Below are 16592 nucleotides of genomic sequence, written 5' to 3'. Positions count from 1 at the left end.
CCTTCGATGCCGACTGCACGGCAGCGTAAAGCGCACTTGTCTGCTAGGATTTCGTCCCGCACGCAAAAACCTGAAATCAAACTGATTTTTCACGAAACTCGCGACGTTTTTTGCGTAGGCTTGTGCGCGCGGACTCAACGACGCTGATGACAGTAAACGGCTTTGAATAAATTAACGGGGCATGCGTCGACGCATGGCCTTTTGGGGGATTGATGGATCTTTGGACGGCCTTTCAGGCTTTGATTCTTGGCGTTGTAGAAGGGCTGACGGAGTTCTTGCCCATTTCCAGTACCGGGCACCAGATTATTGTCGCCGACTTGCTCGACTTCGGTGGCGAGCGGGCCATGGCTTTCAACATCATTATCCAGCTCGGCGCCATCCTGGCGGTGGTGTGGGAGTTTCGCCGCAAGATCTTCGACGTGGTCGTCGGCCTGCCGACGCAGCCAAGTGCCCGGCGCTTTACCGCCAACCTGCTGATTGCGTTCCTGCCGGCGGTGGTACTGGGGGTCATTTTCGCCGACCTGATTCACCACTACCTGTTCAACCCGATCACGGTGGCCACGGCCTTGGTGGTGGGCGGGGTCATCATGTTGTGGGCCGAAAAGCGTCAGCACGAAGTGCATGCCGAAAGCGTCGATGACATGACCTGGAAAGACGCCCTGAAAGTCGGCCTGGCCCAGTGCCTGGCGATGATTCCGGGTACCTCGCGCTCCGGCTCGACGATCATCGGCGGCCTGTTGTTCGGCCTGTCGCGCAAGACCGCTACCGAGTTTTCCTTCTTCCTGGCCATGCCGACCATGGTCGGCGCGGCGGTGTACTCGGGCTACAAGTACCGCGACCTGTTCGTACCGTCTGACTTCCCGGTGTTTGCGGTCGGCTTCGTCACTGCGTTCATTTTCGCGATGATTGCGGTCAGGGGCTTGCTCAAGTTCATCGCCAGCCACAGCTATGCGGCGTTTGCCTGGTACCGCATTGCATTCGGCTTGCTGATCCTGGCGACCTGGCAGTTCGGTTGGGTCGACTGGACCGCCGCCAAGCCATGAACGATACCCGCGCGCGCAACGACGCCGGACGCCAATCCGGGGCAGGCATCCGCCATCTGCGCCTGAAACTGCTGGTGTTGGCGATGTTGTGCGCGCTGCCGCTGTTCGGTTCGATGTCGTTATGGCTGCAGGGGGTTTCGCTGATTCCCATGGCGGCCTACTGCATCGTCAGCGTGCTGGCGTTCCTGCTGTACTGGAGCGACAAGCGCAAGGCGCGCGCCGATCAAAGGCGTATCCCGGAAAACGTCCTGCATGCGCTGGAGTTCGCTGGCGGCTGGCCGGGCGCCTTGCTCGCGCAGCAAGTGTTTCGACACAAGACGCGCAAGCTGTCCTTTCAAGGGGTGTTCTGGATCATCGTGCTGCTGCACCAGGTGTTCTGGATCGACCGGCTGTTCCTCGGCGCGCAGCTGTTCTCACTGTTCTGATCAGAGCAACAGCCCGACCTGGGTGCGCTTGGGCAACTTACTGACGACAAGCTGATGGGAGCGCCGTAGCAAGCCTTGCAGTTCCTCGGCGCCGAGCGGGTAGGGCGTGGCCATGATGATCCATTGGGCCCGCGCCAGATAGGGCGCCGGGTGAATGCCCGGGCGGTCGCAATGACCGAGAAACAGGTCCTTGTCGACCTTGAACGCCAAGGAGTCGCCGCGCAGGTTCTGCAAGGCGAACATCTTGGTACCGGCAATCGAAAACACCCGCACGCCACCCCATTTGTAGTCTTCCCGCGCACCCGGCAATGCCAGGCAGAAAGCCGCCACGTCGGCCTCGTTCATGCGTCCTGCCTTCATATCAAACGGTCCCCACAGGCATTGAAGGTTTCGATCAGATGGTCGAGCCAGGCACGCACGGCCGGCATCACCCCGCGTCGGTGAGGGTAGACCGCCTGCAACCAGCCCCCGGGCAACGACCACTCGGGCAGTAACTGTACCAGTGAGCCATTGGCCAGTTCCTGCTCGCAATACATCATCGGCAACGTGGTGAACCCCTGGCCGGCGAGGGTGCAGGTCTTGCGCACGATGAAGTCGTCGATGCCCAATCGCGCTTCAAGGGCCAGCTCGTGTTTCTTGCCCTGGCGATCGACCAGGCCAATGTGCACCAGGCGATCGGGCTCGAGGGCGCCGAGCACCGGCAGGTTCTTCAGGTCATCGGGGTGATTGATGTCCAGTCCCTGGAGAAACGCGGGGCTGGCGACCATCAGCATCTGCGCCTGACGCAGGCGGCGGGTGACCAGCAGCGGATCTTCATCACCCGGCTCGCGTACGCGCAACGCGACGTCCACCCCTTCGGTCACCAGGTCGACGCGGCGATTGACCAGCATGACCTCCAGCTGCACTTGAGGATACTTTTCCAAAAAGTTGCTGATCACCCCCGGGAGCATTTCATGGGCCAGGCCGACCGGGGAAGAAACCCGCAAGCGTCCGCGCGGTTCACTGGACATGCTGGCCACGGCTTCGTCAGCCATTTCCGCTTCCAGCAGCATTGCCTGGCAGTGGCGCAGATAACGTTCGCCGACGGCGGTGAGTTTCAGCTGGCGGGTGGTGCGTTGCAGTAGCCGCGCACCCAGGCGCTCCTCAAGTTCAGCAATGCGCCGTGACAGTCGCGACTTGGGAATCCCCAGCAATCGCCCGGCGGCCGCGAAGCCACCGGCCTCCACGACTTTGGCGAAGTAATAGAGGTCGTTCAGGTCTTGCATGGCACTTTCTCGATCGTTCTATCAGTGGGACAAACTATCGCATTGTTGCAGTCTAATCAGCTATTGGTTTCGTCTGTAGGATTGTTTCCATCAGATCGCCCTGGCGGCGATCCTCACCTGGAGATCCCACATGAAACTGCTGCATATCGATTCGAGCATTCTTGGTGACAACTCGGCTTCCCGTCTGCTGAGCGGCGAAGTCGTCAAAGCCTGGCAAGCCGCCGAGCCGTCCGCCGTAGTGACCTACCGCGACCTGGCTGCCGACGCCATCAGCCACTTTTCCGGGGCCACCCTGGTTGCAGCAGGTACCGCCGCTGAACTGCGCAACGCCGCCCAACAGCACGAAGCCGAGCTGAGCGCCTCGACCCTGGCCGAGTTCCTCGCCGCCGATGCCGTGGTGATTGCCGCGCCGATGTACAACTTCACCATCCCGACCCAATTGAAAGCCTGGATCGACCGCATCGCCGTCGCCGGCCAGACATTCCGCTACACCGAAGCCGGCCCTGAAGGCTTGTGCGGTGGCAAGAAAGTCGTGATCGTTTCGACTTCCGGTGGCCTGCACGCCGGCCAGGCAACCGGTGTTGCCCACGAAGACTACCTGAAGGTCCTGTTCGGTTTCATCGGCATTACCGACATCGAATTCGTCCGTGCCCACGGCCTGGCTTACGGTGACGAAGTGCGTGGCAAAGCCATGAACGACGCCCAGGCGCAAATCAGCGAGCAATTGTTCGCCGCCGCGTAAGGCTTGCGTTAAGACCCATTGCCGCTGCAGGCAATTCCCATAAAACTCTGTATTCTGATCACGCAAGTGGCAGATGCGGAGTTTTTTGTTTCTGGCTGTTGCAAATTGTGGCCCGAGTTATGCTGTCGAGGCTTAACGTCTCTGTTCCGGTAACAAGGTGGGGCATCCCATGGTGCGTCTTTGTGCAGCTTTACTGATCTGCCTGCTCGCCAGCCTGAATTCAGTGCACGCCGCGCCTGCGCCGCATCCGCACTGGAGCGTCGGTTATCACGAACTGAGCTTTCTCGACCCGCTCGACCTGCAACCGATGCGTGCCATTGCCTTCTATCCTTCAAGCGCCAAGGAACATTCCAGCCTGCTTGAGGGGTACAACGTCGAAGCCGGCGAAGACACCAAAGTCGCTATCGGCCGGTTTCCGATGCTGCTGCTGTCCCATGGCAACACTGGCACTCCCCTGGCCCTGCACGACCTGGCCACATCCCTGGCCCGCAAGGGTTTTGTGGTGGTGGCGGTGATTCATCCGGGCGACAACTCCAAAGACCACAGCCGCCTCGGCACCTTGAGCAACCTGTACGGACGGCCGATCCAGATCTCCGAAGCCATTACCGCAACGCTGGGCGATCCCATGCTGGCACCCTTCGTCAATGCCGAGCAGGTCGGGGTCATCGGTTACTCGGCCGGCGGCGAAACGGCGTTGATACTGTCCGGCGCGACCCCGGACCTGGATCGTCTGCGCCGTTACTGCCAGGAGCGCCCGGACGACCGTGATGCCTGCAATACCCAGGGTGAACTGATCGTCGACCGCGGCGATTTGCAGCCGGTGGCCGACCCACGGGTCCATGCACTGTTGCTGATGGCGCCGCTGAGCCTGAAGTTCGGCCGTCATACCCTGGCCGATGTGCATGTACCGGTCCTGCTTTACAGCGGCGATGGCGACCAGCTGGTGGCCCCCGACAAGAACGCCGCTGCATTGGCGCGCAAGCTGCCCGTCGCCCCGGACTTCAAGCTGCTCGCCGGGGCCGGGCATTTCGTGTTCATGGCGCCGTGCAATGACGAACAAATCGTCATCATGCCGGCCCTGTGTACCGATGCAGAGGGCGTCGATCGTGCGGACATTCACCGTAGCCTGATCTCCGAAGCCGGGCGCTTCTTCTCTCGTACCTTGGGCAAACCGACGCGGGCGGGGATGCAGACCGCCGATCAGTAATCAGGTCGTTGCACGGTGCTTGAGCAAAAGGGTCAAGCCCAGCGCACACACCGACAACAACGCCGCACTGAAGAAGATCCACGCGTACCCCAGGTTCAGCGCCACCGCGCCCATCAACGGTCCGGCAATCGCCAGCGCCAGGTCGAAAAACACCGCATAAGCGCTCAGGCCGGCGCCTCGGCTGGAGTTGGGCACCTGCTTGATCGCCTCGACGCCCAGGGCCGGATACACCAGCGACAAACCGAAACCGGTCAGGCCGGCACCGATCAAGGCATAGCCGGTCGAAGGCGCCAGCCACAACAGCACCAGGCCGACGGTCTCGATGGACATGCAGGCAACGGCCGAGGTGAAACCGCCAAAACGGCTGATGCTGGAAATGAAACACAGCCGCGCCAGGATGAAGCACACCCCAAACACCGTCAGGCAGTACGCCGCGCCGCTCCAGCCCCGGTTAACGTAATACAGGGTGATGAAGGTGGTGAGGGTGCCGTAGCCAATCGAGGCCAGGCTCAGGCTTGCACCGAATGGCGCAATCCGCCCGAACACCGCCCAGAACGGCAGCCGTTCACCGCGTACCACTGGCACCGACGGTTTGTTGCGAATCAGCAGCAAAGCCAACAGGGCCAGCACCGACAGGGTGATACCCAGGCTGGCAAACCCCAGCTGCCCGACCATCACCACCCCCAGCGGCGCCCCGATGGCAATCGCACCATAGGAGGCGATGCCGTTCCACGAGATCGAGCGCGCGGTATGTTCGGCGCCTACCTGGCCCATGCACCAACTGATCGTGCCAACCCCGATCAGCCCTTGGGCGATGCCCAGCAACAAACGTCCGGCGATCAGGATCAACAGGCTGATCAATGGAAAGCTTTGCAGCAAGGTCGACAACAAGGTCAGCCCGCCACTCAAGACGATCCCCGTCAGGCCGTAGATGATGGCGCGCTTGGTCCCGACACTGTCGGACATGCGCCCGGCCATGGGCCGGCTGAGCAGGGTGGCCAGGTATTGCGAGCCAATGGTCAACCCGGCGATAACGGCACTGAACCCGAGCTGCTCATGGACATACCCCGGCAACACCGCAATCGGCAGGCCGATGCAGATGAAGGCGATGAAGGTATAGAAAACGATGGAAACGATCTGCAGGGTGATCGCCATGGAGCTTTGTGGTGGCTGTTCTTGCGCAGACATGAGGGCTCGTTCGCGGGCGGCGGAGGGAGAACTGCATGATGGCGCGGCTGTGGGATAAAAGGAAGCAGGCTAACTAATTATCGCTGTTCTTGAAGGCCTCTTCGCGAGCAAGCCCGCTCCCACATTTGGAATGCATTCCCCCTGTGGGAGCGGGCTTGCTCGCGAAGGACTCGGCACCTGAACAAATACTGACCCTGAATGCAAAAAGCCCCGTCACGTGGACAGGGCTTTTCACTTGCAGCTAATAGCAGTTTTTAGAACACCACACCCTGGCTACGCAGGTAATCGTCATAGGTACCGCTGAAGTCAGTCACGCCGTTCGGGCTCAACTCGATGATGCGGGTGGCCAGGGACGACACGAATTCACGGTCGTGGCTGACGAAGATCAGCGTGCCCGGGTAGTTTTCCAGCGCCAGGTTCAGCGCTTCGATGGATTCCATGTCCAGGTGGTTGGTCGGTTCGTCCATGATCAGCACGTTTGGCTTTTGCAGGATCAGTTTGCCGAACAGCATGCGACCTTGCTCACCACCGGAGATGACCTTGACCGACTTGAGGATCTCGTCGTTGGAGAACAGCATGCGACCCAAAGTACCGCGAATCATCTGCTCGCCCTGGGTCCACTGACCCATCCAGTCGAACAGAGTCACGTCGTCTTCGAAGTCGTGCGCGTGATCCTGAGCGTAGTAGCCCAGCTCAGCGGCGTCGGTCCACTTGACGCTACCGGCATCCGGGGTCAGTTCGTTGACCAGGGTGCGCAGCAGGGTGGTCTTGCCGATACCGTTCGGGCCGATGATCGCCACGCGTTCGCCGGCTTCAACCTGGAAGCTGAAGTCCTTGAACAGTGGCTTGCCGTCGAAGCCTTTGGCCATGCGCTCGACGATGACCGCCTGACGGTGCAGCTTCTTGTTTTGCTCGAAACGGATGAACGGGCTCACGCGGCTCGAAGGCTTGACCTCGGCCAGTTGGATCTTGTCGATCGCCTTGGCGCGGGAAGTGGCTTGCTTGGCTTTCGAGGCGTTGGCCGAGAAGCGGCTGACGAACGATTGCAGTTCCGAAATCTGCGCTTTCTTCTTGGCATTGTCCGACAGCAGCTGCTCGCGAGACTGGGTCGCCACGGTCATGTACTCGTCGTAGTTGCCCGGGAACAGGCGCAGCTCGCCGTAATCCAGGTCAGCCATGTGGGTGCATACGCTGTTCAGGAAGTGACGGTCGTGAGAGATGATGATCATCAAGCTGGAACGCTGGGTCAGAACGTTTTCCAGCCAGCGGATGGTGTTGATATCCAGGTGGTTGGTCGGTTCGTCGAGCAACAGCACTTCCGGATCGGAGAACAGCGCCTGAGCCAGCAATACGCGCAGTTTCCAGCCCGGGGAAACTTCACTCATCGGGCCGAAATGCTGCTCGATGCCGATACCCAGGCCCAGCAACAGTTCGCCAGCACGGGACTCCGCGGTGTAACCGTCCATTTCGGCGAATTCGGTTTCCAGCTCGGCCACGGCCATGCCGTCTTCTTCGGTCATTTCCGGCAGCGAGTAGATGCGATCGCGCTCGGCCTTGACCTTCCACAGCTCTTCGTGACCCATGATCACGGTGTCGATTACGGTGAATTCTTCGTAGGCGAACTGGTCCTGGCGCAACTTACCCAGGCGCACGTTCGGTTCCAGCATGACCTGGCCGCCGGAGGGATCGAGATCGCTACCGAGGATTTTCATGAAGGTCGACTTGCCGCAACCGTTGGCGCCGATCAGACCGTAGCGGTTGCCCGCGCCGAATTTGACCGACACGTTTTCGAATAGCGGCTTGGCGCCGAACTGCATCGTGATGTTAGCTGTAGAAATCAAAGGTTTTTCCTGCGAAGCATTCAGAGTAGCTAGGGTTGCGGCAGTACCGAATCAGTACCCGTTTCCGTCATTCGGATCACGGGAAATGCATCCCGGTCAGAAGCGGAAGATCCATCTGGCAATAAGTGGACAGCAGCATATGGAGCGCTTGGCCCGAGTCGAAGTGCGCTGAGGCCGGGATCGTTCCCGTCATCAACCAAGGGGGGCGCGTAAAGTTTGGCGGCGATTGTACTGGTCTGGCTCTTTAAACGATAGGGCAATAAGGCCGCACCGACGCATTGCCGGTATCAACGGACAGATTTTCACATTTGAAAGCTAACAATTGGTTACAGACGATGGCTAAAATGCCATCTTTCACTTGATGCCGAACGTCGGCATCGGCTCAAGGACGGGTCATCGGGCCCGCTGTTTGGTTTTCAGACGCTGCACAAGCCCCACAGGCCATTGGCCGCCAAGGGGCGCAGTTTGTTCACCTCTGACGTGTGACGATTTCCGTGAAACTCATCATTGCCGCTGTCTACCTTGTATCCATCGCGTATGTCCACCTGCGCGGTCGCGTGCGCCACAAACTGGGGCGCCAACTGAGCGACCACTCGTCGTTCCTGGCGCCAATCAATTGCTTCCTTTATCTGTTCTCGAAGATCCCCAACAAGCCGTTTCTCAACCCGGCGGATTTTCCCGACCTGACGCCGCTGCAGACCCACTGGGAAGAAATTCGCGCCGAAGGCCAGAATTTGCTGAAGGCGGGGGAAATCAAGCGCTCCAACGATTACGACGACGTTGGTTTCAACTCCTTCTTCAAGACCGGGTGGAAGCGCTTCTACCTCAAGTGGTACGGCGACAGCCACCCGTCGGCGATGAAACTCTGCCCGCGCACCACCGAACTGGTGCAGGGCATCGGCTCGATCAAGGCGGCGATGTTCGCCGAGTTGCCGCCGGGGTCGAAACTGGTTCGCCATCGCGATCCGTATGCCGGTTCCTATCGTTACCACCTGGGCCTGGAAACGCCCAATGATGCCGGTTGCTACATCAATGTCGATGGCGAGAACTATCACTGGCGCGATGGTGAGGCGGTGATGTTCGACGAAACGTTTATTCATTACGCGCAAAACACTACCCAGCAGAACCGCATCATCCTGTTCTGCGACGTCGAACGCCCGATGAAATACCGCTGGGCGGCGGCGTTCAATGGCTGGTTCAGCCGCAATGTCATGTCGGCTGCCGGTGCGCCGAACGAGGCGGGGGACAAGACGGGTGGGATCAACCGGCTGTTTGGCAAGATCTACAAGGTTCGCCTGCATGGCAAGGCGTTGAAGAAGCGCAATCGCAAGCTGTATTACCTGCAGAAGTGGGCGTTTTTTGGTGGGTTGCTGGCGATTTTTGTTGTGATCTGAGGACGCCTTCGCTGACAAGCCCGCTCCTACAGAGATTGGCGGTGCACGCAAAACCTGTAGGAGCGGGCTTGCTCGCGAAGAGGCAGGAACATCCAACACATCACTTGCTGACTTTCTTCCTCGCCGCCGGCTTGGTCGTCGACTTGGGCTTGGCAGGCGCCTTGGCCGCCCCCTTGCCCCCCAGGCTGCGCTTGAGCAACTCGGTCAAATCAATCACATCCGCCGTCTTGCGCTCCTCTTCGCCCGTGGCCGTTTCAACATCCTCGATCTTGCCTTCATGGGCTTTCTTGTCCACCAGGGCCATGATCTTGTCTTCGAATTCGTCCCGGTAATCCTCCGGCGACCACTCGACACTCATGTCCTGCACCAGGCGCTTGGCCATGTCCAGTTCGCCCTTGGCCAGCTCGGCCTTTGTCACATCGGGGCCCAATGCCAGTTCGTCCAGGCTGCGAACCTCCGCCGGCCAGCGCAGTTTGACCAGGACCATGGCCTTTTCCAGCGGCATCAAGGCCGCCAGGTACTGGCGGGTATGCAGCACCACGCGGGCGAGCGCGACTTTGTTGGTCTTGGTCAGGGTTTCGCGTAACAGGGCGTAGACTTTGCCTCCGCGTTTGTCCGGTGCCAGATAATAGGGCGTGTCGATGTTCTGCAGCGGGATCTGCTCGGCGTCGACAAAGGCAAAGATATCGATGGTCTGGGTCGACAGGGGATGCGCCGAGCGAATTTCTTCTTCGCTGAGCACCACGTATCGGCCTTTTTCGTACTGCACGCCTTTGACGATGTGCTCCTTGGTGACTTCCTTGCCGGTGACCTTGTTGACGCGCTTATAGCCCACCGGGTCCATGCTGCGGCTGTCGAGCCAGTCAAAATCCACCCCTTGGGAGGACGTCGCCGAGACCAGCGCCACAGGAATATGCACCAGCCCGAAACTGATCGCGCCTTTCCAGATTGCCCGTGCCATGGTCGTCTTCCCGAAAGTGATGATCAGGTGACCTTGGGCTCTGCGCAAAAGTTTCAGCGGCCTGCGGCCCGGTCCTGGCCGCGCATCAACTTCGTGTTACATCTTGCCGGCAAGGTTTGTGTTAACAAATCCGAACCCCAGGCGTAGCGTGCTATCGAAGACTGTATTCACGCACAGGTCGAGAGGCATCCCATGAATCGATACGTACCTGGCCTTATCGTGCTGGCATTGAGCGGCGTACTCGGTCATGCGGCACAGGCCGACGTCGCTTCGCCCGGCGCTCCGTTGCAGGTGGCGCAAAACCTTCCGGGCAGCACCAACAATAATCCCTACAACAGCCCGATCCGCCGGGCCAATCCAAACAGCATGCAGGGCACGCAACCCAGTGCCCCGGCCATCCGTGGGCCGAATACCGTGCCGGTGCCACGTCCGCCCACCCTCGACAACGGTGGCATCGGCAATCGCTACCCCCAAGGCTCGGCCCCCACCAGTGCCCCGAAGTTCATCCCCAATCCACCTCCCCGCAGCCCTTGAAAGAGAGGCAGCTGCCTGTATCCCATGACAAAAGGAATCGTGCATGTTGCGTAAAACCCTCCTGGCCACTTTCTGCGCCAGCACCATGTTCGCCGTCAGCCTGCCTGTTCTGGCAGCGACTGACCGGGACATGCAAAGCGAGCAGGGCACCCTTGAGCTCACGCCGATCGCGACCGGACTTGAGCATCCCTGGTCATTGGCCTTTCTGCCTGATCGCCAGGGAATGCTGGTCACCGAACGTCCGGGCAACCTGCGCGTGGTAACGGCCGAGGGCAAATTGTCGGCGCCACTCAATGGCGTGCCCAAGGTCTGGGCCAAGGGGCAGGGCGGCTTGCTGGATGTGGCGCTGTCACCCGACTTCAAGCAAGACCGGATGATCTACCTGTCCTATGCCGAAGGTGGCGGTCAGGGTGACAAGGCCGGTACCGCGGTCGGTCGCGGACGGTTGTCCGAAGACCTGACGACGCTGAAGGATTTCCGGGTGATCTTCCGCCAGGAGCCCAAGCTCTCGGTCGGCAACCATTTTGGTTCGCGGCTGGTGTTCGACCGGGATGGCTATCTGTTCATTACCCTGGGGGAAAACAACGACCGGCCCACCGCTCAGGACCTCGACAAGTTGCAGGGCAAGGTCGTCAGGATCTATCCGGACGGCAAGGTGCCCGAGGACAACCCATTTGTCGGACAAGCCGGGGTGCGCCCGGAAATATGGGCCTACGGCGTGCGTAACCCGCAAGGGGCGGCGCTCAACCCCTGGACCGGCACGCTCTGGGAAAACGAACACGGTCCGCAGGGCGGAGATGAGGTCAACATCATCGAGCGTGGCAAGAACTACGGCTGGCCGCTGGCCACCCACGGCATCAATTACTCGGGTCAGCCAATCCCGGAAGCCAACGGCAAGATCGCCGAAGGCACCGTCGGGCCGCACCATGTCTGGGAAAAATCCCCTGGCCTGAGCGGCCTGGCTTTCTACGACGGCGACCGCTTCAAGGCCTGGCAGCACAACGCGTTCATTGGCGCGCTGGTCACCCGGGAGCTGATTCGCCTGCAGTTCGACGGCGACAAGGTGGTTCACGAAGAGCGCTTGCTGGGCGAATTCGACAAGCGCATCCGCGATGTGCGACAGGGCCCGGATGGGTTTTTGTATGTACTGACCGATGAAGAGGATGGTGGGCTGTACAGGGTCGGATTGAAGTAAAGGCATGGCTCCCACATTCGACCGAGATCAAGTGTGGGAGCGAGCTTGCTCGCGATGGCTATCTTGAAATCGAACCATTGACTTGCCATCCACGCCCGGATATTTTCCGGACATGACTTCCACCGTATTGCGCTGCCAGCCAAGCATTATTACCGCCATTCCTCATTTGGCGGGCTAGCTCACGACTGCAGCACCCAACCCGCCCTTGAGGCGGGTTTTCATTTTCTGTCTCGGGGCTCTGATCAATGTCAGGAGACGATCATGACCAGTGTGCCCGCCCAACAAACCCTGCTTGAGCATTACGTCAAGAAAATCCTTGCCGCGCCGGTCTATGAACTGGCGGTGCGCACTCCCTTGCAACCAGCTCCGGCGCTGTCCGCAGCCTTGGGCAATCAGATCCTGCTTAAACGCGAAGATTTGCAACCGACCTTTTCCTTCAAGATCCGGGGTGCCTACAACAAGCTCGTACAATTGAGTGCTGAGCAACAGGCGCTGGGCGTGGTGACGGCTTCGGCAGGCAATCACGCCCAGGGTGTGGCGTTGGCGGCGCGTGAGCTGGGGATCGAAGCGACGATAGTGATGCCCGCCACCACACCTGAGCTGAAGGTGCTCGGAGTGAGCAGTCGTGGCGCACAGGCGTTGTTGCACGGCGAGAGTTTTCCGTTTGCCCTGGCCTATGCGCTGGATCTGGCCGATAAAATGGGGAAGACCTTTGTTTCGCCCTTCGACGACCCGGATGTGATTGCGGGGCAGGGCACCGTGGCCATGGAGATCCTGCGCCAGCACCAGGGCCCGCTGGATGCGATTTTTGTACCGGTGGGTGGTGGCGGTCTGATCGCCGGCATCGCGGCGTACATCAAATACCTGCGGCCAGAAGTGCGCATCATCGGCGTCGAGTCGGAGCATTCCGCTTGCTTGAAAGCGGCGCTGGAGGCCGATCAACGTGTCGTCCTGCCCCACGTCGGCACCTTCGCCGATGGGGTGGCGGTCGCCCAGATCGGTGCCCATGGTTTCGAAGTGTGCCGGTTTTGCGTCGATGAGGTGCTGACGGTCAGCAACGATGAGCTCTGCGCTGCAATCAAGAATATCTATGACGATACCCGCTCGATCGCCGAACCTTCCGGTGCATTGGCGGTGGCTGGCATCAAGAAGTACGTGGCGAGAAGCAAGACCCGTGGCCAGACGTTTATCGCCATCGAGTCGGGCGCCAATATCAATTTCGACAGTTTGCGCCATGTCGCCGAGCGTGCCGCGTTGTGCGACACGCTTGCTTGATGCATGTAAGGCCTACTCCGCGACGGCTTTATCGACCTTGCTGGAGGCTGACCAGACCCGGTAGCGCACCTCGATGTCCTTGGGCACGTAGAGCACGATCGGCAGCTTGCTGTTATAGCGCAGCATGAAACCGTCGCCGACCACCGGCACGAACGCCTGCGTGCTCTTGCCATCGGGGCAGGCCATCAGGGTGCTCATCGGGCCGATGACTTTGTCCAGGCGATAGAACGGATAGCCCCAGCCTTCGAGGTTCTTCTCTTCGAGAATGCCGCCCAGGCGCTGGCGATTGCAGTCGACTGCCAGGGTCTTGCCGGCAAGGATCTCGACCTGGAAGTCGTCTTCACGGGTTTGTGGCGTGAGGTGGATGACCTGGCGGGTGAAACCGCTGTCCGGTTTCGGGAAGGGTGCGACGTCTTCGAGTTTTGCCCCATGGACGATGCCGGACAGCGTGACGGCAATCAGCCCGACGGTGGTACTGATGGTCGATGAACCCATGATGCCTCCTTGCGAATGTGTGGGGTGAGCGGATACTGGATCGGCTGGCGGCCATTCTCGACGGCGCCGGCGGTCAATGCAAATCCTTCGCCCAGCGTGCAAATTGCAGGACTGGCACAAGCCGTTTTTGCAGATTGCACGACCATTTTTACGAGACCTTACAATAAGCCCTTGATTTACCGATGAGCTGCACAGCGAAATTCAGGGCATGTTTTATGCTGTAGCTGTTCTCAAGCTGACCGGGATTCCATATGAGTCAGTGTCGATAGTTAATTGGCAGTCTCACAACGGAGAGGGTCGCCATGTTTCTTTCTGCCTTGGAACTTCGCAATATCATTGAAAGCAGTTTTCTACCAAAACGCTGTCAATGCACGCTGTCGCCGGACTTGTCCATGACTGTAAAAGTGTTTGCCGATGGTGAAACCGATCAACTCGATCTTTTGAAAACCGGTATCGACGCCCAGCAACTCAATGGCTGTCGGGAAATCAACGAACTGATCGCCGTTCTGCGTTCCGATCTCCAAAACCACTACACGGAACCCGGGCATAGCCAGGGCATGCGTAAAGCACTTTAAGCAGTTGTTTCAAATTCTGCCGATTCGCGCCGGGTCTGGAAAAACGCCAGGCCCAGCGCCAGTTCAACCCCGACTGCCAGCAGGATACCCGGACCGGCATGGCCATTGAGCCATTCGCCGAAACCCAGTATCGCCAGCCCCCAGCAGCCCACCACAAAGCCAATGGCCAATGCCTGGCGAGCCGCGGAGGGCGCCTGGTTGCGCACCAGATAGAACATCACGCCTAACGCTGCGAACAGCACCGCTATGCGTCGTGCAATGAGGCCTGCGGTCGGCGAGTATTCAATATCCCAGGTGGCCAGCAGCCAGTCGGGCATGACGCCCCAGGCCAGTGCCAGCAGCAAACACAAAGCGGCGGTTGATGTCGATAACGTACGAAACGACAACTGCATGGCGAATCCTTGCGGCAGTGAGGAAGCGCCTGAGCATAGCGCCTGAAATTCCCCACGAGTACCGCAAGGCGTTAAATCAGAATTTTCCTTCAGTTCTGATAACTGCAAGCGTCAGACAGTTTTCGGTAGGCGACTTCTGCAGGCTGGCCCGATTGTGAGTCGATGTACTTCATCGTCGCCGTAATCACTTCGCAGTCCAGGGTCGTGGGTTCGCTCAGCGCAATCACTTTGCCCACGTGCAACGGCATGCCGTAGTGATAGGAGGGCACGTTTTGTGTGGCGGGGTCATTGGCCTGGGCAATGCCGGTCGATGAGGCACAGACAAGGGCGATTGAAACGAGCAGGGCGCGCGAGTTCATGGGGTTATCTCCAGTGCAGGTGCAAGTGAGCTCGACGTATCGTCGAGCCTGCCGCACTGGGCGTCAGAGGACTCTGAGGGCGTGCGGTCCAGTAGAGTGTTGGACTGCGCGATTAAGCATTGGTTAACGCCAGTTGAATGCCGCCTGTCGTCAAACCACTACCGTTCGGCGAAAAACAATACGGTCACTTTTCAGACTAAAGTCGTCTGCTGCAAGAAAAAGCGTTCTGCCATCATTGTCGTTCACCCCGCGTTTCACTTCATCCGGTCTGTTACCTGACCGGATGAAGGCTATTTCTGGCTGATTGCGCCCTGGCGCAAACGCTGCATTGTTGGAGCTTTTTAATGCGTCCCCCCTTTACGTTCATCTTCGCGCGCCAGTCATTCGGCTTCGGCGCCCTGGTGCTGTGCGCCGGTTTTGCCGGGCCGGCCCAGGCGAGCGGCTTTATCGACGACACCAGCGCGAAAATCGAATCACGCACGGTGTATTTCAACCGCGACTTCCGTGACGGCCACACCTCCAACGAGCAGGGCGCGTCCAAACGCGAAGAGTCGGCCCAGGGTTTCATTCTCAATCTGCAATCGGGGTTCACCGAAGGCACACTGGGTTTTGGTGTCGATGCATTGGGCATGGCGGGGTTCAAGCTCGACTCCAGTCCCGACAGCAGTAACAGCGGCCTGCTGCCGTCCAGCGGCAGTAACCCGCGGGGTTCGGCGGACGAATACACCAAGCTCGGCCTGACCGCCAAGGTGCGCGTGTCGCAGAGCGTACTGAAGTACGGCGCGCTGCTGCCGGATGTGCCGCTGCTCAAGTACAACGATGGCCGCCTGCTGCCGACGATGATCAATGGCGCGATGCTCACGTCCAGGGAAGTGAAGGACCTGAATGTCATGGCCGCCCGCCTGGACAAGTACACCGCCCGGGACTCCACTGATTCCCAGGACATTCGCGTGCACTGCAAGAACAAGCGTTATGCCTGCAACATCACCGCCGATCATTTCGACATGTACGGCTTCGACTACAAGATCAACGATCGGCTGACGGGGCAGTACCACTATGCCGAACTGGAAGACATCTACCGACAGCACTTCCTCGGCTTGCTGGCCAACCAGCCGCTGGGTGGCGGCGTGCTCAAGGCCGATCTGCGTTTGCTCAAGAGTGCCGACAGCGGAGAGGCCCGCGCCGGTTCCATCGACAACCGCGCCCTGAGCACCTTGCTCGCCTACGCCATCAGCGGCCATACGTTCAGCGCTGGCTGGCAGCGCATGAACGGCGATAACTCGATGCCGTACCTGGATGGCAGCAATCCGTACCTGGTCAACTACGTGCAGGTCAACGACTTCGCCGCGGCGCAGGAACGCTCATGGCAGTTGCGCTACGACTATGACTTCAAGGCAATCGGCCTCAACGGCCTGACGTTCCTGACCCGCTATGTCAACGGAGATCACATCAAGGTGCCGGGTAGCGATCAGGAAGGCAAGGAGTGGGAGCGCGACAGCGAGCTCAAGTATGTGGTGCAGGGCGGGACGTTCAAGGATGTCAGCCTGCGGTTGCGCAATGCGACGTATCGCAGCAATTACGCGCAGTACGCCCGGGATGTGGACGAGACGCGGTTGATCGTCAGCTACAACTTCTCGGTGTTGTGACCTTGAGTTTGGCGGTGTGAGGTATACCGCTTTCGCGAGCAAGCCCGCTCCCACA

General features: G+C 59.7%; 18 protein-coding genes. 10 read left to right on the top strand and 8 right to left on the bottom strand.

Annotated features, from left to right (window positions below; translation table 11 throughout):
• The first annotated feature begins 212 nt into the window (after positions 1-212).
• Both DKB71_RS18050 and DKB71_RS18045 read left to right on the top strand, forming a co-directional pair.
• Positions 213-1043 (top strand): undecaprenyl-diphosphate phosphatase, encoded by an 831-nt coding sequence (locus DKB71_RS18050; RefSeq protein ID WP_274075847.1) that lies wholly within the window; start codon positions 213-215, stop codon positions 1041-1043.
• Positions 1040-1468 carry a DUF1294 domain-containing protein gene (locus DKB71_RS18045; protein WP_408596329.1) on the top strand — a complete coding sequence of 143 codons (429 nt, stop codon included), beginning with the start codon at positions 1040-1042 and terminating at the stop codon, positions 1466-1468. The genes DKB71_RS18050 and DKB71_RS18045 overlap by 4 nt, the downstream gene beginning before the upstream one ends.
• Here the strand turns inward: DKB71_RS18045 and DKB71_RS18040 are convergent, their stop codons facing one another.
• Positions 1469-1828 (bottom strand): MmcQ/YjbR family DNA-binding protein, encoded by a 360-nt coding sequence (locus DKB71_RS18040; protein ID WP_274075845.1) that lies wholly within the window; start codon positions 1826-1828, stop codon positions 1469-1471.
• Positions 1825-2733 carry a LysR substrate-binding domain-containing protein gene (locus DKB71_RS18035; protein WP_408596327.1) on the bottom strand — a complete coding sequence of 303 codons (909 nt, stop codon included), beginning with the start codon at positions 2731-2733 and terminating at the stop codon, positions 1825-1827. The genes DKB71_RS18040 and DKB71_RS18035 overlap by 4 nt, the downstream gene beginning before the upstream one ends.
• Positions 2734-2863: 130 nt before the next feature.
• Here DKB71_RS18035 and DKB71_RS18030 point away from each other — a divergent pair, with 130 nt between their 5' ends.
• Together DKB71_RS18030 and DKB71_RS18025 are read left to right on the top strand one after the other, a co-directional pair.
• Positions 2864-3475 (top strand): FMN-dependent NADH-azoreductase, encoded by a 612-nt coding sequence (locus DKB71_RS18030; RefSeq protein WP_274075843.1) that lies wholly within the window; start codon positions 2864-2866, stop codon positions 3473-3475.
• A gap of 169 nt (positions 3476-3644) precedes the next feature.
• Complete coding sequence (locus DKB71_RS18025; protein WP_408596325.1) at positions 3645-4682, top strand: alpha/beta hydrolase family protein; 1038 nt, start codon at positions 3645-3647, stop codon at positions 4680-4682.
• On the opposite strand, the gene DKB71_RS18020 is transcribed toward DKB71_RS18025, so the two are convergent.
• Complete coding sequence (locus DKB71_RS18020) at positions 4683-5870, bottom strand: MFS transporter (protein ID WP_274075841.1); 1188 nt, start codon at positions 5868-5870, stop codon at positions 4683-4685.
• Between the two features lie 254 nt (positions 5871-6124).
• Positions 6125-7711: an ABC-F family ATPase gene (locus tag DKB71_RS18015; protein WP_274075840.1), complete on the bottom strand. Its 1587-nt coding sequence runs from the start codon at positions 7709-7711 to the stop codon at positions 6125-6127.
• Positions 7712-8205: 494 nt separating this feature from the next.
• Between DKB71_RS18015 and lpxO the strand changes: the two genes are divergently transcribed.
• Positions 8206-9105 (top strand): lipid A hydroxylase LpxO, encoded by a 900-nt coding sequence (gene lpxO, locus DKB71_RS18010; protein ID WP_408596322.1) that lies wholly within the window; start codon positions 8206-8208, stop codon positions 9103-9105.
• A gap of 100 nt (positions 9106-9205) precedes the next feature.
• Here lpxO and DKB71_RS18005 read toward each other — a convergent pair whose 3' ends face one another.
• The gene (locus tag DKB71_RS18005) at positions 9206-10066 is read right to left on the bottom strand and encodes a Ku protein (RefSeq protein ID WP_274075838.1); all 861 of its coding nucleotides are present in this window, start codon (positions 10064-10066) and stop codon (positions 9206-9208) included.
• Positions 10067-10258: 192 nt separating this feature from the next.
• Here DKB71_RS18005 and DKB71_RS18000 point away from each other — a divergent pair, with 192 nt between their 5' ends.
• The 3 genes from DKB71_RS18000 to ilvA all read left to right on the top strand — a co-directional run bounded on the left by DKB71_RS18000 (position 10259) and on the right by ilvA (position 13070).
• Positions 10259-10600 (top strand): hypothetical protein, encoded by a 342-nt coding sequence (locus DKB71_RS18000; RefSeq protein WP_408596319.1) that lies wholly within the window; start codon positions 10259-10261, stop codon positions 10598-10600.
• 43 nt (positions 10601-10643) lie between these two features.
• On the top strand, positions 10644-11795 hold the full coding sequence (locus DKB71_RS17995; protein ID WP_408596317.1) for a PQQ-dependent sugar dehydrogenase: 1152 nt from the start codon (positions 10644-10646) through the stop codon (positions 11793-11795).
• Between the two features lie 261 nt (positions 11796-12056).
• Complete coding sequence (ilvA, locus tag DKB71_RS17990; RefSeq protein ID WP_408596315.1) at positions 12057-13070, top strand: threonine ammonia-lyase, biosynthetic; 1014 nt, start codon at positions 12057-12059, stop codon at positions 13068-13070.
• Between the two features lie 12 nt (positions 13071-13082).
• Here the strand turns inward: ilvA and eco are convergent, their stop codons facing one another.
• The gene (eco, locus tag DKB71_RS17985) at positions 13083-13565 is read right to left on the bottom strand and encodes a serine protease inhibitor ecotin (protein WP_323607887.1); all 483 of its coding nucleotides are present in this window, start codon (positions 13563-13565) and stop codon (positions 13083-13085) included.
• 302 nt (positions 13566-13867) lie between these two features.
• Here eco and DKB71_RS17980 point away from each other — a divergent pair, with 302 nt between their 5' ends.
• Entirely contained in the window at positions 13868-14140 is a 273-nt protein-coding gene (locus DKB71_RS17980) for a DUF1652 domain-containing protein (protein ID WP_046819995.1), read from the top strand.
• Here the strand turns inward: DKB71_RS17980 and DKB71_RS17975 are convergent.
• Both DKB71_RS17975 and DKB71_RS17970 read right to left on the bottom strand, forming a co-directional pair.
• Positions 14137-14532 (bottom strand): hypothetical protein, encoded by a 396-nt coding sequence (locus DKB71_RS17975; protein ID WP_408596312.1) that lies wholly within the window; start codon positions 14530-14532, stop codon positions 14137-14139. The two genes, DKB71_RS17980 and DKB71_RS17975, sit on opposite strands and share 4 nt — an antisense overlap.
• Positions 14533-14621: 89 nt before the next feature.
• On the bottom strand, positions 14622-14891 hold the full coding sequence (locus tag DKB71_RS17970; RefSeq protein WP_408596310.1) for a DUF2790 domain-containing protein: 270 nt from the start codon (positions 14889-14891) through the stop codon (positions 14622-14624).
• 344 nt (positions 14892-15235) lie between these two features.
• Between DKB71_RS17970 and DKB71_RS17965 the strand changes: the two genes are divergently transcribed.
• Positions 15236-16537, top strand: coding sequence for an OprD family porin (locus DKB71_RS17965; protein WP_408596308.1), 1302 nt, complete (start codon positions 15236-15238; stop codon positions 16535-16537).
• The last annotated feature ends 55 nt before the right edge of the window (positions 16538-16592 follow it).

Origin of the sequence: Pseudomonas sp. PLMAX (genome assembly GCF_046042685.1) — a bacterium.
GTDB lineage: Bacteria > Pseudomonadota > Gammaproteobacteria > Pseudomonadales > Pseudomonadaceae > Aquipseudomonas > Aquipseudomonas putida_AE.
Note: the sequence above shows the minus strand (reverse complement) of the source record. Positions and strands in the feature narration are given on the sequence as shown.

What these genes read in the sequence shown, in the direction of transcription:
- DKB71_RS18045 (WP_408596329.1), top strand. Translation starts at nt 1,040, where the DNA reads ATGAACGATACCCGCGCGCGCAACGACGCCGGACGCCAATCCGGGGCA.
- DKB71_RS17995 (WP_408596317.1), top strand. Translation starts at nt 10,644, where the DNA reads ATGTTGCGTAAAACCCTCCTGGCCACTTTCTGCGCCAGCACCATGTTC.
- DKB71_RS17975 (WP_408596312.1), bottom strand. Translation starts at nt 14,532, where the DNA reads ATGCAGTTGTCGTTTCGTACGTTATCGACATCAACCGCCGCTTTGTGT.
- DKB71_RS18025 (WP_408596325.1), top strand. Translation starts at nt 3,645, where the DNA reads ATGGTGCGTCTTTGTGCAGCTTTACTGATCTGCCTGCTCGCCAGCCTG.
- DKB71_RS17970 (WP_408596310.1), bottom strand. Translation starts at nt 14,891, where the DNA reads ATGAACTCGCGCGCCCTGCTCGTTTCAATCGCCCTTGTCTGTGCCTCA.
- DKB71_RS17965 (WP_408596308.1), top strand. Translation starts at nt 15,236, where the DNA reads ATGCGTCCCCCCTTTACGTTCATCTTCGCGCGCCAGTCATTCGGCTTC.
- DKB71_RS18020 (WP_274075841.1), bottom strand. Translation starts at nt 5,870, where the DNA reads ATGTCTGCGCAAGAACAGCCACCACAAAGCTCCATGGCGATCACCCTG.
- DKB71_RS18050 (WP_274075847.1), top strand. Translation starts at nt 213, where the DNA reads ATGGATCTTTGGACGGCCTTTCAGGCTTTGATTCTTGGCGTTGTAGAA.
- DKB71_RS18035 (WP_408596327.1), bottom strand. Translation starts at nt 2,733, where the DNA reads ATGCAAGACCTGAACGACCTCTATTACTTCGCCAAAGTCGTGGAGGCC.
- DKB71_RS18040 (WP_274075845.1), bottom strand. Translation starts at nt 1,828, where the DNA reads ATGAAGGCAGGACGCATGAACGAGGCCGACGTGGCGGCTTTCTGCCTG.
- DKB71_RS18000 (WP_408596319.1), top strand. Translation starts at nt 10,259, where the DNA reads ATGAATCGATACGTACCTGGCCTTATCGTGCTGGCATTGAGCGGCGTA.
- DKB71_RS18030 (WP_274075843.1), top strand. Translation starts at nt 2,864, where the DNA reads ATGAAACTGCTGCATATCGATTCGAGCATTCTTGGTGACAACTCGGCT.
- ilvA (WP_408596315.1), top strand. Translation starts at nt 12,057, where the DNA reads ATGACCAGTGTGCCCGCCCAACAAACCCTGCTTGAGCATTACGTCAAG.
- DKB71_RS17980 (WP_046819995.1), top strand. Translation starts at nt 13,868, where the DNA reads ATGTTTCTTTCTGCCTTGGAACTTCGCAATATCATTGAAAGCAGTTTT.
- eco (WP_323607887.1), bottom strand. Translation starts at nt 13,565, where the DNA reads ATGGGTTCATCGACCATCAGTACCACCGTCGGGCTGATTGCCGTCACG.
- DKB71_RS18005 (WP_274075838.1), bottom strand. Translation starts at nt 10,066, where the DNA reads ATGGCACGGGCAATCTGGAAAGGCGCGATCAGTTTCGGGCTGGTGCAT.